The 14,973-nt window shown below is 49.5% G+C and carries 11 protein-coding genes, 11 tRNA genes and 1 rRNA gene; 3 read left to right on the forward strand and 20 right to left on the reverse strand.

What is annotated here, in order from left to right:
* Positions 1–81 precede the first annotated feature (81 nt).
* The 3 genes from KB559_RS24050 (at position 82) to KB559_RS25525 (ending at position 2,286) form a co-directional block, all read left to right on the forward strand.
* On the forward strand, positions 82–633 hold the full coding sequence (locus tag KB559_RS24050; protein WP_211025899.1) for a cysteine hydrolase family protein: 552 nt from the start codon (positions 82–84) through the stop codon (positions 631–633).
* A 218-nt stretch (positions 634–851) separates the two neighbouring features.
* Complete coding sequence (locus KB559_RS24055) at positions 852–1,367, forward strand: MerR family transcriptional regulator (protein WP_211025918.1); 516 nt, start codon at positions 852–854, stop codon at positions 1,365–1,367.
* Positions 1,368–1,371: 4 nt separating this feature from the next.
* Positions 1,372–2,286, forward strand: a complete 915-nt coding sequence (locus KB559_RS25525) for an SRPBCC family protein (RefSeq protein ID WP_211025902.1) — start codon at positions 1,372–1,374, stop codon at positions 2,284–2,286.
* A 111-nt stretch (positions 2,287–2,397) separates the two neighbouring features.
* Here the strand turns inward: KB559_RS25525 and glmS are convergent, their stop codons facing one another.
* The 20 genes from glmS to rrf all read right to left on the reverse strand — a co-directional run bounded on the left by glmS (position 2,398) and on the right by rrf (position 14,964).
* Complete coding sequence (gene glmS, locus KB559_RS24065; RefSeq protein ID WP_211025904.1) at positions 2,398–4,230, reverse strand: glutamine--fructose-6-phosphate transaminase (isomerizing); 1,833 nt, start codon at positions 4,228–4,230, stop codon at positions 2,398–2,400.
* 177 nt (positions 4,231–4,407) lie between these two features.
* Positions 4,408–4,656, reverse strand: a complete 249-nt coding sequence (locus tag KB559_RS24070) for a hypothetical protein (RefSeq protein ID WP_211025906.1) — start codon at positions 4,654–4,656, stop codon at positions 4,408–4,410.
* A 375-nt stretch (positions 4,657–5,031) separates the two neighbouring features.
* A complete protein-coding gene (glmM, locus tag KB559_RS24075) occupies positions 5,032–6,372 on the reverse strand; it encodes a phosphoglucosamine mutase (RefSeq protein WP_211025908.1) in 1,341 nt (446 codons plus the stop codon).
* A gap of 320 nt (positions 6,373–6,692) precedes the next feature.
* The gene (locus KB559_RS24080; RefSeq protein ID WP_247682063.1) at positions 6,693–8,129 is read right to left on the reverse strand and encodes a CdaR family protein; all 1,437 of its coding nucleotides are present in this window, start codon (positions 8,127–8,129) and stop codon (positions 6,693–6,695) included.
* A complete protein-coding gene (cdaA, locus tag KB559_RS24085) occupies positions 8,129–8,953 on the reverse strand; it encodes a diadenylate cyclase CdaA (RefSeq protein WP_211025910.1) in 825 nt (274 codons plus the stop codon). Before cdaA ends, KB559_RS24080 begins: the two co-directional genes overlap by 1 nt.
* Positions 8,954–9,192: 239 nt before the next feature.
* Entirely contained in the window at positions 9,193–9,810 is a 618-nt protein-coding gene (locus tag KB559_RS24090; RefSeq protein ID WP_211025912.1) for a zf-HC2 domain-containing protein, read from the reverse strand.
* Positions 9,811–9,936: 126 nt separating this feature from the next.
* Positions 9,937–10,512, reverse strand: coding sequence for an RNA polymerase sigma factor SigW (gene sigW / locus KB559_RS24095; protein ID WP_211025920.1), 576 nt, complete (start codon positions 10,510–10,512; stop codon positions 9,937–9,939).
* Positions 10,513–10,754: 242 nt separating this feature from the next.
* The gene (gene ppc / locus KB559_RS24100; protein WP_211025922.1) at positions 10,755–13,550 is read right to left on the reverse strand and encodes a phosphoenolpyruvate carboxylase; all 2,796 of its coding nucleotides are present in this window, start codon (positions 13,548–13,550) and stop codon (positions 10,755–10,757) included.
* 329 nt (positions 13,551–13,879) lie between these two features.
* Positions 13,880–13,953 (reverse strand) — tRNA-Gly (locus tag KB559_RS24105).
* A gap of 9 nt (positions 13,954–13,962) precedes the next feature.
* Positions 13,963–14,039 (reverse strand) — tRNA-Pro (locus KB559_RS24110).
* A gap of 32 nt (positions 14,040–14,071) precedes the next feature.
* A tRNA-Arg gene (locus KB559_RS24115) sits at positions 14,072–14,148 on the reverse strand.
* Positions 14,149–14,154: 6 nt separating this feature from the next.
* Positions 14,155–14,229, reverse strand: a tRNA-Gly gene (locus tag KB559_RS24120).
* A gap of 5 nt (positions 14,230–14,234) precedes the next feature.
* Positions 14,235–14,318 (reverse strand) — tRNA-Leu (locus KB559_RS24125).
* Between the two features lie 11 nt (positions 14,319–14,329).
* Positions 14,330–14,402 (reverse strand) — tRNA-Lys (locus tag KB559_RS24130).
* A 10-nt stretch (positions 14,403–14,412) separates the two neighbouring features.
* Positions 14,413–14,487 (reverse strand) — tRNA-Gln (locus KB559_RS24135).
* A 12-nt stretch (positions 14,488–14,499) separates the two neighbouring features.
* Positions 14,500–14,575, reverse strand: a tRNA-Val gene (locus KB559_RS24140).
* A 20-nt stretch (positions 14,576–14,595) separates the two neighbouring features.
* Positions 14,596–14,670: transfer RNA gene (locus KB559_RS24145), tRNA-Glu, on the reverse strand.
* Positions 14,671–14,685: 15 nt separating this feature from the next.
* A tRNA-Thr gene (locus KB559_RS24150) sits at positions 14,686–14,761 on the reverse strand.
* Positions 14,762–14,764: 3 nt separating this feature from the next.
* Positions 14,765–14,840: transfer RNA gene (locus KB559_RS24155), tRNA-Asn, on the reverse strand.
* Between the two features lie 7 nt (positions 14,841–14,847).
* Positions 14,848–14,964: ribosomal RNA gene (rrf, locus tag KB559_RS24160) — 5S ribosomal RNA — on the reverse strand.
* Positions 14,965–14,973 lie beyond the last annotated feature (9 nt).

Consider the following 14,973-nt stretch of genomic DNA (forward strand, 5'->3'; position numbering starts at 1 on the left):
GCGTTTCGTCAAAGCATCGATCATGATCGTGATCCGGGTTATCATTTTATTGTAATAAATAAATCAATGAGGTGAAAGAACATGAGTACAGCTTTAATCATTGTAGATATACAAAACGACTATTTTCCAAATGGGAAGATGGAGTTAAGCAATCCTGATCGAGCAGCCGCCAATGCTGCCAAAGTTCTTAATTGGTTTAGACAAAATAATAAAGATCAGATTTTTCATGTCCAGCATATCGCAAGCAGTCCTGAATTGGGCTTCTTTCTTCCAAATACTGAGGGAGCCGAGCTCCATAAAACGGTGTTGCCTTTAGATCACGAAAGCATTATCGTAAAAAATTTCCCGAACAGCTTTTTGAAGACGGATTTAGAGAGCAAATTAAGAGAAAAAGGTATAACCAAGGTAGTCGTTGTCGGGATGATGACGCATATGTGCATCGACGCCACTGTCAGAGCTGCGGTGGATCTTGGTTTTGAAACTACACTAATTGAAGATGCATGTGCGACAAGGGACTTATCTTATCAAGATAGAATCATCCCCGCTGAACAGGTTCATTATGCATTTGTCAGCGCTCTTCACGGCATGTATGCCAATGTCATTTCGACCGAGGAATTCCTGCAACAGAATTAACAGTAACTTTATGAAAAGGTCCCGAGTTATCTTCGGGGCCTTTTTCTGTTGATAGAAACATCTTTATCCGTTAGTGAAACGCTTATATGGAGTTACTTCTTTAAGGCTATTTTTTATTTATTAAAAATTTAAATAAATGACTTGCAACTTACGTAACGTAAGGTTTTATAATGAGTCTACCGGTAATCAAGCTAGCGGCAGAGAACGGAGATGATCAACTGAAACAATATTGGAAAGTCGGGGATCTGGCGAAGCTGACAGGGCTGACTGTGCGCACGTTGCGTTTCTACGACCAGATTGGTCTGCTCACGCCGTCGGCTGCCACAGAATCGGGACATCGGCTCTACGACGACGAAGATTTGTCGCGACTCTATCGAATTGTATCGCTGAAGGAGCTAGGCCTGTCGCTCGACGAAGTTAAGGCGGCGCTGACGGATCACGAAATTGACCTGCTAGAGGTCGTAGACCTGCAAGTCGAGCGAGTGCAAGAGCAATTACGGCGGCAGCAGAAGCTGCTTGATCAACTGAGGCACGTCTCTAAGCTGATGAAAGGAAAGGAGCAGGTGACAGTAGATGATTTCACCTCGCTGTTGCAAGCGATGAAGAACGACTACGAGAAGCCGATCCTGAATCGACAACATAGTTGGGAGCAACGTTTTGGCCTGCTGGGGATGTTCTTAGCGGGCGGGGTTGAGAAAACGAACAATATAAAAGAAGAAAGCAAGGAGGAATAAGATCATGAAAGAAAAGTTTGTAAGCCATGGAACATTCGTAATTGAAAAAACGTATCCGGCATCCAGGGAACAGGTGTATGAAGCAATGGCTGACGCCGAAGCCAAAGCACGTTGGTTCACAAAGCCGGAAGTGTTCGAATTCCGGGTAGGCGGACGGGAATTCAGCAGCGGCGAAGCACCGGATGGAGGAGTGTACACGTTCGATGCGACTTATCAGGAGATCGTTCCTCTCGAGCGGATTGTTTATACTTATGTGATGGACTTTGACGGCGTACGGTTCTCGGTGTCGATTACTACGATTGAGCTTTCAGACTCAGATGGCGGCACGAGGCTGACCTTTACGGAGCAAGGCACCTTCTTCGATGGACTTGATGCGGTTGAGAATCGGGAACACGGATCGCGGGAACTGCTGGAGCTGCTGGGCAATTCGCTTGCTCAGAACGGAGTTGCCGCTGCGGCAGAGGATGACGGCGAACTGGCTCCCGGCGAATTGGAGTTTGCGCATATGCGTTTGTATGACTTTCCAAGGGAAGAGGTTTACCGGGCATGGTCGCAGCCGGAGCTTCTTGCTCAGTGGTGGGGCCCTAACGGCTTCACAAGCACGTTTCGGGAATTTGACTTCCGCGAAGGCGGCTTCTGGCGCTTTACCTTTCACGGACCGGACGGCAAGGATTATCCGAACGAAAACAAATTCATCGAGATCGAGCCGGGGAAGCGTATCGTACTGGAGCATCAAGGCGCTCCTGAATTCCGGCTGACGGCAACATTTTCCGAACAGGCTGATCGGACGCATGTAACATTCCGCCAACAGTTCAAGGACAAGGACATCTTCGAGCAAGTAAAATCCTTTTGCCCGGACAGCAACGAGCAGAACCTGGACCGTCTTCAAGCTGTGTTAGAAGGACAACGTGATAAATAACTGCGGGGGAAACATAATTGCATAAACAGAATCGGCCTAAGAACGTTGGAGCGTTCTTAGGCCGATTTAGGTTTATGGCTGGTATTTTATTTAATTCTTTATTATTTTTACTTACTCCACCGTCACACTCTTCGCCAAATTCCGTGGCTTGTCGACGTCATTGCCGCGGGCCAGGGAAGCATAGTAGGCCAGGAGCTGCAATGGCACGACGGACAATGCCGGCGTAAGGAGCGGCAACGTCTTCGGAATCGCGAAGGCCTGATCGACGGATTTCAGCAATCCGGCTACATGCTCTTCGTGGGTGATCGCCATCACGTCTGCGCCGCGGGCTTTCACTTCCTTAATGTTGCTGACCGTCTTCTCAAGCACGGCTTCCTGAGTCGCCAAAGCGATGACAGGGATGCCCTCTTCGATCAGGGCCAAGGTGCCGTGTTTCAATTCACCTGCCGCATAGGCTTCGGAATGGATGTAAGAGATCTCTTTCAGTTTAAGCGATCCCTCCATGGCTACGGCATAATCAAGGCCGCGTCCGATGAAGAACAGGTGCTCATGCTTGGAGATTTGCTCGGCATAAGCCTTGATCGCATCAGCATTCTGCAGCATACTTTCCACTTGCTCAGGCAATGCTTGCATAGCGGCAAGTACATGCGCTACTTCCTCTTCCGTTTGCGTGCCGCGCACTTGGGCCAAATGCAGTCCAAGCAGGTAGAACGCGATCAACTGGGAAGTGTATGCTTTTGTCGAAGCTACGGCGATTTCCGGACCAGCAAGCGTAGCGATCACGTCGTCCGCATCGCGGGCGATCGAGCTGCCGACTACGTTCGTAACGGCCAGGACATGGGCGCCGTTCGCGTGTGCTTGACGCAACGCTGCCAAGGTGTCCGCCGTTTCGCCGGACTGGCTGACGACGATTACGAGCGTCTCAGGCGTAATGAGCGGCGAGCGGTAGCGGTATTCAGATGCGACATCAAACGATACCGGTACGCGGATCATTTTTTCAATGGCCTCTCCACCTACCAGACCGGCATGATATGCCGTCCCGCAAGCTACGATATGAATGTTGTTAATGGAGCGAATTTTCTCCTCGGTCAAATTCAGGTTCGGGAACAGCACCTTGCGGCCGCTCTCGTCGATCCGGCCCCGCATGGTATCGCGGTAAGCCTTCGGCTGCTCGTGGATTTCCTTGAGCATGAAGTGATCAAACCCGCCTTTTTCTGCGGTCACTGCATCCCAATCGACAGAAATCATTTCCCGAGAAATAAAATTCCCCTCAATGGTCATCAATTCGACAGCGTCTTCAGTCAACACCGCCATTTCCCCGTCATTCAAAATGTACACATTGCGCGTATAGTTCAAAATGGCCGGAATATCGGAGCCGATGAAGTTCTCTCCTTCGCCCAATCCGATGATGAGCGGGCTTGCTTGACGTACGGCTACCAATTTATTCGGCTCATATTCCGTCAATACGCCAAGTGCAAAAGCACCGCGCATGTAAGTGATCGCTTTTTGAACGGCTTTTACGATATCGCCTTCATACTCGCGGGCCACCAAATGGGAAATGACTTCCGTATCCGTCTCCGAGACAAATTCGCAGCCTTGGCTGATCAGCTCTTCTTTCAAATCCAGATAATTCTCAACGATCCCGTTGTGCACGACCGAGAATTTCTGGCTGTGGTCCGTATGCGGATGAGAATTGACATCCGACGGTTTGCCGTGGGTCGCCCAACGCGTATGACCGATTCCGGCCGTACCTACCAAAGGCGCTCCTTCCAGCTTGGACTCCAGGTTGGCCAGACGGCCGATCGATTTGGCAATTTGTAACCCGTCCGGTGTAAAGACAGCGATCCCCGCCGAATCATAACCACGGTACTCCAGCTTCTTAAGTCCATCCAACAAAACCGCCTGCGTGTCTCTCTTCCCGATATATCCAACAATACCACACATATTTATATATCCTCCGTTTCATTCTCTCCGAATTTTATAGGCAGGAGAAAAGAAGCGGAAGATGCAAGCACGGTCCACAGAGACAGAACTATTCAATTTTTAAAGGTGGTTCAAAAAGTCATCTTTTGATGGTCATGACGCTTTCAGAACTAGCCTATTTTTGAAAAATCAGAAAAGTTACAAGTAACTAGATCCATTTTCATGAATGTCCATACTTCTCCGTTCACCCGCGCTGCTTCCGCGTCTCCTGCGCACACTCATGAAATATCGATTAATAAATTTATAAATTCCATTTAGGAATAACATCGACCCGTAAGGTTTGTGGGAACGGTCGCCCATTCCTTTTGCCCTTGCGGTTACGGTGCGATGCGGCACCGGGAGGCCCCCGCCGAACAACTCGAACACCTCCACCTCGTCAGCTTGCATTTGCCGTCCGCCTATCACGAAGCTATTGCAGTAGTCGACCAGCTTAATGCTGTATTGCCTACTTCTTCGGGATAGACTTCAACGCGCGAAATCAAGCTCTGGCGCTTATACTGCTGTGTAACCTCACTACCCTCGCTTTCTTTTCTTGAATATGCTTATTATATGCACCCTCGAGACATTTGGCAATAATCAAGTTGTCCTGATTACTACAGCCTGTCCCCAGAAGTCTTACCCAATAGCAAAGCCGCTGAAACCGGAATTTCCCAGTACCAGCGGCTTATTTTGAAGACCTATGAAAGAAGTCACACTCTTTAGAGGTTGCTCAAAAAGTCATCTTTTGATCAACTCACATTGCATGATTATATCAAATAAAAACTAAACGAGTTCTTTTTCTACTACGGATACGATCTGCGCCACCAATTGCTCCAGCTCTTCCTTCTCGGGCCCTTCCGCCATAACGCGGATCAGAGACTCCGTTCCGGATGCGCGAACAAGTACACGGCCGTTATCGCCAAGCTGACGCTCCACAGAAGTAATAGCCTCCTCAATGGCTGGGTTGCCGACAAACTTGCTCTTATCCTGCACCCGAACATTGACCAGCACCTGCGGATATTGCTTCATTACCTTTTTCATTTCGCTCAGCGGTTTGCCGGCGCCCTTCATCGTATCGACCAACTGAATCGCCGTCAGGATACCGTCTCCGGTTGTATTGTAATCGAGGAAAATAACGTGCCCCGACTGCTCCCCGCCCAGATTGTACCCGCCGCGGATCATTTCCGCCATGACATAACGGTCGCCGACCGCTGTTTGCTGCGTGTTCAGCTCCAATTTCTTGGTCGCTTTGTAGAATCCGAAATTGCTCATCACTGTAGAGACGATCGTGCTGTCCTTCAGCTTGCCGGCCCGGTTCATCGCATCGCCGCAAATGCAGAGGATGTAGTCGCCGTCTACCTCTTCTCCTTTTTCGTCGATCGCAATCAGACGGTCTGCATCCCCATCAAAAGCAAGCCCCACATCGGCGCCAAGACGTAATACTTCTTCTTTAAGCTTCTCCGGATGCGTGGACCCGCAATGATCATTGATATTCAAGCCGTTCGGCTCCGCTCCGATCGTGTATACTTCGGCGCCCAGCTCTTTGAAAAGCATTGGAGCCAGCTCATAAGCAGCGCCGTTCGCACAGTCGAGCACAATCTTCAGCCCTTCAAAAGAATGGCTGATCGTCGTTCTCAAATGAGCCAAATATTTAAATTTTGATTCGATATCGATCATCACGCTTCCGAGTCCGCCGCCTACAGGGCGAGGAAGCTCATCAACTTCTTTATCCATCAGTTCTTCGATCTGCAGTTCAGTCTCATCGGAGAGCTTAAAGCCGTCGCTGCCGAAAAACTTGATCCCGTTATCCTCAACCGGATTGTGGGAAGCCGAAATCATCACGCCTGCATCGGCGTTCAGGATCCGGGTCAAATAAGCCACCGCCGGGGTAGAAACGACGCCTAAACGAATCACGTCGGCTCCGATCGACAGCATCCCTGCTACAAGCGCAGATTCCAGCATGACGCCTGAAATACGGGTATCCATCCCGATAACAACCTTCGGCTTCGGAACCTGTCCTGCAAGAACGTAGCCCCCACAGCGTCCGATCTGATAAGCCATCTCTGCCGTTAATTCCTTATTTGCAACTCCTCTGACTCCGTCCGTTCCAAAATACTTTCCCATGATTTTAATTTCACTCCTTCAAATAGTGTGAAGCCCCCGCCCCCTGTCTCTATAAGAGGTTGTTCAAAAAATCATCTTTCCACGACGAAGTGGATCATGATGAGGATTCGACGTCGAATCTTGAATTCAGCCAGGCCTTCCGTTGCTCACGTACCTCATGTACGCTCCGCTACTCAGTCCCTGCTTCATCCAACCTTCTTGGTCCTGAAAACCTGACTTTTTGAACTCGCACTGTAAGGCGAAAGGCTTCATATCCTTCTCTTTGTCAGTATGGGTCTCGATGTATGGTAATGCTTGTTATTCGCGGCTTATTCCGGAGGTTAGCCTCCGTCTCCATCATCCGGTACACCCTCACTTCCGGTGCTGCCGGTGCTACCGGAACTGCCAGTACTCCCAGTACCGCCAGTGCTCCCGCTGTCGTTCGCACCGTTACCCTGATGATTGGCTCCATCCCCTGGAGGAGTTGAACCGTTTCCGGGGTTCTGCTCTCCCTGCGGTTTATCTTCCGGCACTGTGGTTGCAGGCTTCCCTTTTTCCGTCAGCTCGATCTGCACCTCAAGGGGCCCGCCTGTATCCGACAGCTCGACAAATTCAGGCAGCTTCACCGAAATCGGAACCGTGTGGGTACCCTGTCCCAATCCCGATAAATCCACTGTCGCCGAAATATCCCCGGCTTTCAGTTTATCCAGGATCTCCTTCGCAGCAGATACACTTAGCGAAACCACCGCATCTTCCGGATGGACGAACTTTGTCGTTAAGTTCTCATTCGCATTGATCAGCGTGAGCGGGACATTGTCGATTAGCTTTTGACCAGCGGGTTCGATTTTTACGGTAACCTGAACAGAGCTCGGCTCGATTTTCTCAAAACCTTCGGGAGGAGTCAAGTCTACTGTGTACCTGGTCTCATTTGTCCCCTGGAATTGACTTAAATCGACGGTTACCGGATAGGATGATATACCCTCAAGCGATTCTTTTGACCCATAGATCGCCACGCCTTCGACATTCGTACTTACGCTGGCTAGGACATAGCCGTTTGGAAGCCTTCCTGCCTTACGTACTTCCAAAGGAACATTTTTGTATAACTTATTAATCGGGACCTCGACCTCGACTGTGTCCGGCGAGATTTCCGCATTTGTCATTTCTTGCCCATGCTTATCATATGCCGTGAGCTTGACGCTCTTGCCTTTCACCGTTTCGTTGATCCCTGTTACGTCGACCGTCCCTTGAACCTTCTGCAGTTCGCCGATTTCGCTTTGCGGCAGCGTAACGTCAACCAGGCCATCTCCAACCACAATCGGACTTCCGAGCTGCATACCTTCCGCCGGATTGCCCTTGGTCACAATGGTCACGGGAATCTGCTTCGTTTCCTTCGCTTCAATCGTTACCTTTATAATCGACGGCTCCATGGAAATCAATTGCACACCGGGAGGAAGCTCATGCGTCAAAGGTAATGTAATCGTGCCCGGTCCTATATTTTTCAAATCCAGTTTTACTTTATAGTCGGAAAAATTCGTGGTTAAATCGGTCCGTTTGCCCTTTACCTCTAGCCTGACCGTATCGGGTTCCAGATCGTACAGCACATATTTGTCGCTGTCGAATCCGGTGACCTGGATTTTGGTATCGATCGTTTTGGAGTTCACCACGGTCGTCGGAGCGACCGGTGTCCCGCTGTCGATATGAACCATCGCCCATAAGATAATGCTGAACACCAGTGCAATGATCTTGGCAAAATTGTTATGGTTAAGCCATTTATCCATTATTGCCCGGCCTCCTTCTTTTTCCAGAAGGGCTTACGCTTTTCCTTCTGGTTCGAATTTGGGCCCAGCTCTTCATACAGTTTCGAAATGAGGGACTCTTCATTAATATCGCGCACAACCTGCCCGTCAATGGCCAACGAGATTTGCCCGGTCTCCTCGGACACGACGATAGATATCGCATCACCGACCTCACTGATTCCGATGGCTGCGCGGTGCCGGGTACCGAGCTCCTTGCTGATGAACGGATTCTCAGATAACGGCAAATAACAGGCGGCGGCTGAAATTCTGTGTCCCTGCATAATGACCGCTCCATCATGAAGCGGCGTATTCGGAATAAATATATTAATGAGCAGCTGCGAGGAAATGACCGATTGCATCCGTATGCCCGACTCGGTGTATTCATTAAGCCCCGTGTTCCGTTCGAAGACGATTAATGCCCCTATTTTTCTACGGGATAAAAAATTAACGGCCTTAATAATCTCGCCGATCTCCTTACCGAATTCCTCTTCATCCGCCGTGTTGCGCCCGAACAATTTTCCCCGTCCAAGCTGCTCAAGAGCCCGTCTTAATTCCGGCTGGAAAATGATAAAGATCGCGAGCACCCCGAACGTAAACATCTGGTTCATCAGCCATTTCAAGGTGTACAGATCGAACCAGGTACTCACCGCCCAAATCACGACCAGGACGAGAATCCCTTTCAGCAGTTGAATCGCTCTCGTTCCCCGTACAAGCAAAATCAGGTGGTATATTATATAGGTAACGATCAGGATATCGATGAGGTCTTTAATGTAATCCTGCCACGTCAAATTTGCAAAATAGTTCATGGTGCAACCCCCATAAGCCCCTTGTCGGCAAATTCGCCGACGAAGGAACGTTTATGTACATCTTTTACATGCTTGTCTTTATATGTTCCCCTAAACTCTAGGTTATAACGTTCCAAAGACAGATGCAAGCGCACAATGTGATTAGTAGCTTTCGTCACTGCAAGAAAATATTCCCATTCAGGCAAAAATAAAACGGCGCCGGTTCCCGCAAAGGGAGGCGCCGCGTGCCGGTCTTGCTGCTATCTGTAGGCGACTTCCGTAAACATGTCAGTGATCCTGTACCAAATCCAATCCAGCGCCTGATCAATGCTCTTGATCTCTCCTGCAATATGCGCTGTGGAGGCTTGGTAATACGACCCGTCGATCACTGTCAGATTACCCTGGACATCGCCGTATATCTCTGCCTTGCCATTCTCTACCGTCAGGTTGCCGGCAATCGTTGATCCTTTCGGAACAGTAACAGTGTTGCCGTTAATGATGACCTGATCCAGGTCTGCCGTCTTGACTACCAGCTGATCGTCGCTTTCCCACAGGGAAACTGCGCTAAACAGCATGACGAGGAGAAACATCGCCGCAGCCGTAAGAGCCGGATGCTTTCGGATCCAGCCGATCCAAGCCTGTTGTTTGCGCTGATTCGGGATCTTGCTCATTATGCGGTCTACGAGTTCATCCGGTGCCGTGATCGATCTGTGCTTAATCGTCGCAAACAGCATCATTTCTGTCTGCTCCAGCTCCTTAAACCGTTCATTGCAAGCGGAGCAGTCTTTAAGATGTACCTTCAACTCCACGGCCTGCCCATGCGTTAAATCTTCATCCAGATAATCATGCATCAATGAGGAGGCTTGTTTGCAATCCATATCAGCCAATCCTTTCAGTATCAATCTATGGATAACCAATACACCGTATTGGCATAGTCGTCCTATCTTACATTACGTCTGACGGTACAAAGCGTTTCATAAAAAACGCAAAATCCCTCCGCCAGATCAAAAAACTTTATTCTCCAGCTTTTTACGCAAAAATTCGCGTCCCCGGTGCACTCTTGTTTTCACTGTAGTTACCGGCATATCCAAAACGTCACCGATTTCCTGCAGAGAAAGGTCCTGCAAATAGCGCAGAACGATGACCGACTTATACTTAGCTGGCAAACCTTCAATCGCCTGATGGATTGTCTGCTGAGTTTCCGACAACAAATATTCGCTTTCCGGCGTTCTTTCGTCCCCGGGAATCAGCGTATAGCCATCCATACCCTCCTGATCGTTCATTTCCGCGTCAAGATAGTAACTGGGCTTCCTCTTCCGGAGCCGGTCGATGCACAGATTCGTAGCGATCCGATAAATCCACGTGGAGAACTTCTGCTTATCGTCATAGCGATGAAAACTCTTATACACGCGCAGAAACGTCTCCTGAACGATGTCCTCGGCCTCATGCCGGTTAGACAACATCCGGTACGCCAGATGAAAGATTTTATCTTTATATAAATCAACGAGTTCGGCAAATGCCCCCTGATCACCTTTACGGGCCAATTTTACCAGTCTCGCTTCAAAATGGTCCACCACCATAATTTCCCCCAGATCCATGGACGGGCTTATTCGGGACATCTGCTTGTCCGGCCTTCCGCTCCCCGTGCCCACTTTGCGGTGACATTCGGCCGCTTTCACTTCATTCAAATGTTAATTCAACTCCATGTAAAATGCAATACCATTCATATATATCCCATGCGAGTTGTATAAATTATTAAAAAAACAAGCCGCATCCTCCTCCTTTGCAGGAGCGGAGCGGCTTGTGTTTGAAATGCCGGGTATCAGCCTGTATTCCGGAGGCCGGCGGCAATTCCGTTGATCGTGAGCAGTACCTCGCGCAGCAGGTCTGAATCGTCCTGTCCTTTTTCGCGAGCAGCCCGTAATTCAGTCAGCAACTGAACCTGCAGATAGCTGAGTGGATCTACGTATGGATTACGGAGCCGTATCGATTCCTGTACCACTGGGGAATCATCAAGAATCTCAGGAACGCCCGTAATTTTGAGAATCATATCTTTCGTCAAATGGAACTCTTGCTCGATTTGTCCAAAGATGCGATCCTTCGCTTCCGAATCTCCGCACATTTCAGCGTACTCTTTGGCGATGACCAGATCCGCCTTAATAATGGCGAACTGTAACGTGTCCATCAACGATCTGAAGAACGTAGAGTTCTTATACATATCCTGAAGTACCTTCAGGTTTTCCTCATTATTCTGATAATAAGTGTAGAGCCCTGTACCTGCCGCATACCAGGCCGGGAACAAGTAACGGCTCTGCGTCCAGGCAAATACCCAAGGGATCGCACGCAAATCCTCAAAACGATCGCTGTTCTTACGTTTCGAAGGTCTGGAACCGATATTGAGCTCGCCAACTTCCACCAGCGGTGTCGATTCTCTGAAGAACTTCAGGAAGTCCGGTTCGCGGAACACCAAATCCTGGTACTTGTTGAGTGAAGTCTCCGAAATCCCTGCCACGATGTCATCCCATTTGTCTTCTTCCGGATTGGAAGCTGGACGAACCCGGGCCTGAACCGCCGAAGTGATAAGCGCCGAAGTCGCCGTCTCCAAGCTGCGGTAAGCAATACCCTTCAGGGAGTAACGGGAAGAAATAACCTCGCCTTGCTCGGTAATCTTAATCCCTCCGCCGATGGTTTCCGGCGGCTGCACTTGAATACTGCGGTTCAGCGGCATACCGCCGCGCCCCAGAGCACCCCCGCGACCATGGAAAAACTTCAGCTTCACGCCATACTGTTGGGCTGTTGCCGTAATTTGTTTCATTGCGACACGGAGTTCCCAGTTTGCAGTTACCACGCCGCCATCCTTATTGCTGTCGGAATATCCAAGCATGATTTCTTGCAGGTCGTTCATAGCGGCTACGGATTGACGGTAAATCGGCATTTCAAACAAACGGTGCATGATGCCTGGTGCTGCATGGAGATCATCAATCGTTTCAAAGAGCGGTACGGCTTGCAATGTGCACACTACAGTACCGTCGGCTTCTTTACGGAACAAGCCCACTTCTTTGGAGAATACCATAACCTCCAGAATATCGCTGGCGGCTTCGGCCATACTGATCAGATAACTGGTCACGCATTGCGGTCCGAATTCCTTTTGGGCCTCAAATACCGTACGGTACACATTCAGGCATTCCGTCGTGCTTTCACTATATTCCTGATATGGCGAAGTCAAAGGACGCGGATCGTTGAGCAGGCGCTCCAGAAGGGTTACCTTTTCCTCTTCCTCAAGTTCGGCATAATTGCTTACGATATTCATATGAGCCAGAACTTCCGTCATGGCATTTTCGTGTTCCTTGCTATGCTGACGAATATCCAGTGTAGCCGTATGGAATCCGAACAGCTCCACTTGGCGCATCATTTTTTTGATATGCGTATCCGCAACGTAATCCGCATAGTGGTGACGCAAGCTCCGGTCGATGATTCTCAAATCCTCGATCAGGCCGTTTACGTTGTCGTAACGATCGTGGGAGTCCTTTTTCGAATCGTCCAGTACATTATGGAGCTTCTCTGTCATATAAGTCAGCTTAATGCGGTATGGTTCCTTCTCATTGCGCCAGTGCGGCGTTTTATTCAGCGTCACCTGCAGGCGGTCCTTCTGAATCGAGGCCAGAAGTTCCTCCGTGACGTCAACGATGCTGGTGCTGAAGCTAAGGTATTTAAACAGCTCCGACAACAATCCCTGATATTCGCGGATTGCCAGCTTACGCTGCATTTTAAGCGTCTCCCAAGTTACATTGGCGGTTACGGAAGGGTTTCCGTCCCGGTCGCCACCGATCCATGAGCCGAAGCGCAGGTAGGTAGGAACATGCCACAAATGCTCTGGATAGTATTTGCTTAGACAACGCTCCAGTTCTTGATAAACCTCAGGAAGTACATGGAACAAAGTCTCGTGAAAATAATACATCCCATTTCTCACTTCATCGAGAACCGTCGGTTTGCGATCCCGCAGCTCGTCGGTCTGCCAGAGTGTAATGACCTCATTCAACAGCTTCTCTCTGAGCTGCTCCCGTTCCCGGAAAGTCAGCGTCGGGTTATCGAGCTGAGCGACATCATCAGCGATCCTTTTATGGATATCAAGAATAGCGCGGCGCATCGCTTCTGTCGGGTGAGCCGTCATCACGAGTTCCAAAGACATGCTCTCCAAAATTTCTTGAGCTTCGCTGAAATTAAAGCCTTGTTCCTTCAGGTCTCTTACCGCAGCTTCGATCGTACCGGTTTGTACCGCTTCCCCTGCGGAACGCTCATAATCTCTTTTGCGGCGAATCCGATGGTTCTGTTCCGCAATATTGACCAATTGAAAGTAAATAGCGAATGCCCGGATGACCTGGTGTCGAATTTCTGGCTCCAAGGAATTAATCATTCCCTTGAACTCTTCATGCAATTCCGGCAAGAACACAGCCCGCAACGACTTACTGGCTTCACGAATCTTCTCGACAATATCCAAGAGTTCATTACCGCCTTGATGGACAAGGACCTCTCCTAGAATATTGCCCAAAAAACGTATATCTCGCCGAAGAAGGTTGTTCGAGTTGGTTTTGCCGGCAGCTAGCGTTAATTCCGTCATATTTCTCCCCCATTTCATCCCTATTCCTTCTCTAAAAGCCTTCCTACCATAATACAATAAACTTCCCTGAAAATCTTCACTTTATTTGTAAGGAATTTTAAGGATACGGTAGTCCTCTTTAAACAATAAGAGCGGCCTCCCGCCTGGGAAGCGCCCTAATACAGGCTTTGTTTACTTCGATTGCTCCATCGGAATCAGTAACACAATTGTTACCCGTCATAGTATCTCTATAACTACCCTAACACGGTGAAGCAATAAAATGCAAGGTTAAAAAAAACCTTCGATTATAACAAAAAACATCATCCGACTGATGATGTTGCTGTTATGTATGGAGCGGGTGATGGGAATCGAACCCACGCTACCAGCTTGGAAGGCTGGAGTTCTACCATTGAACTACACCCGCACCTTATAATGGTCGGGACGACACGATTTGAACATGCGACCCCCTGGTCCCAAACCAGGTGCTCTACCAAGCTGAGCTACGTCCCGAAATAAGATGGTGAACCATTATGAAGTTAAAGTGGCGCGCCCTAAGAGATTCGAACTCCTGACCTTTTGATTCGTAGTCAAACGCTCTATCCAGCTGAGCTAAGGGCGCGTATTATGGAGCGGACGACGGGAATCGAACCCGCGACCCTCGCCTTGGCAAGGCGATGCTCTACCGCTGAGCCACGTCCGCAAAGATGGTGCGCGTGGAGGGACTTGAACCCCCACGTCAAAGACGCTAGATCCTAAGTCTAGTGCGTCTGCCAATTCCGCCACACGCGCACTGTGAAAAGTGAGCCATGAAGGACTCGAACCTTCGACACCCTGATTAAAAGTCAGGTGCTCTACCAACTGAGCTAATGGCTCATGAATGAAATGGCTGGGGATATAGGATTCGAACCTATGGATGACGGAGTCAAAGTCCGTTGCCTTACCGCTTGGCTAATCCCCAACAAAACAATCATGGTGGAGGCTGAGGGGATCGAACCCCCGACCCTCTGCTTGTAAGGCAGATGCTCTCCCAGCTGAGCTAAGCCTCCATATGTAGGTTTCAGAAAGATGGTGACCCGTAGGGGATTCGAACCCCTGTTACCTCCGTGAAAGGGAGGTGTCTTAACCCCTTGACCAACGGGCCATCCAGTAAAAAAAGTGGAGCTCTCAACCGGGATCGAACCGGTGACCTCATCCTTACCATGGATGCACTCTACCTACTGAGCTATGAGAGCAAATGGCTCCCCGAACAGGACTCGAACCTGTGACAACTCGATTAACAGTCGAGTGCTCTACCAACTGAGCTATCAGGGAATATTATGCTTGGCGGCGTCCTACTCTCCCAGGACCCTTCGGTCCAAGTACCATCGGCGCTGGAGGGCTTAACGGTCGTGTTCGGGATGGGTACGTGTGGAACCCCTCCGCCATCGCCACCAAACGGTTCAAG

The sequence above is a fragment of the Paenibacillus sp. Marseille-P2973 genome (genome assembly GCF_018101095.1).
Classification (GTDB): Bacteria; Bacillota; Bacilli; order Paenibacillales; family Paenibacillaceae; genus Fontibacillus; species Fontibacillus vini.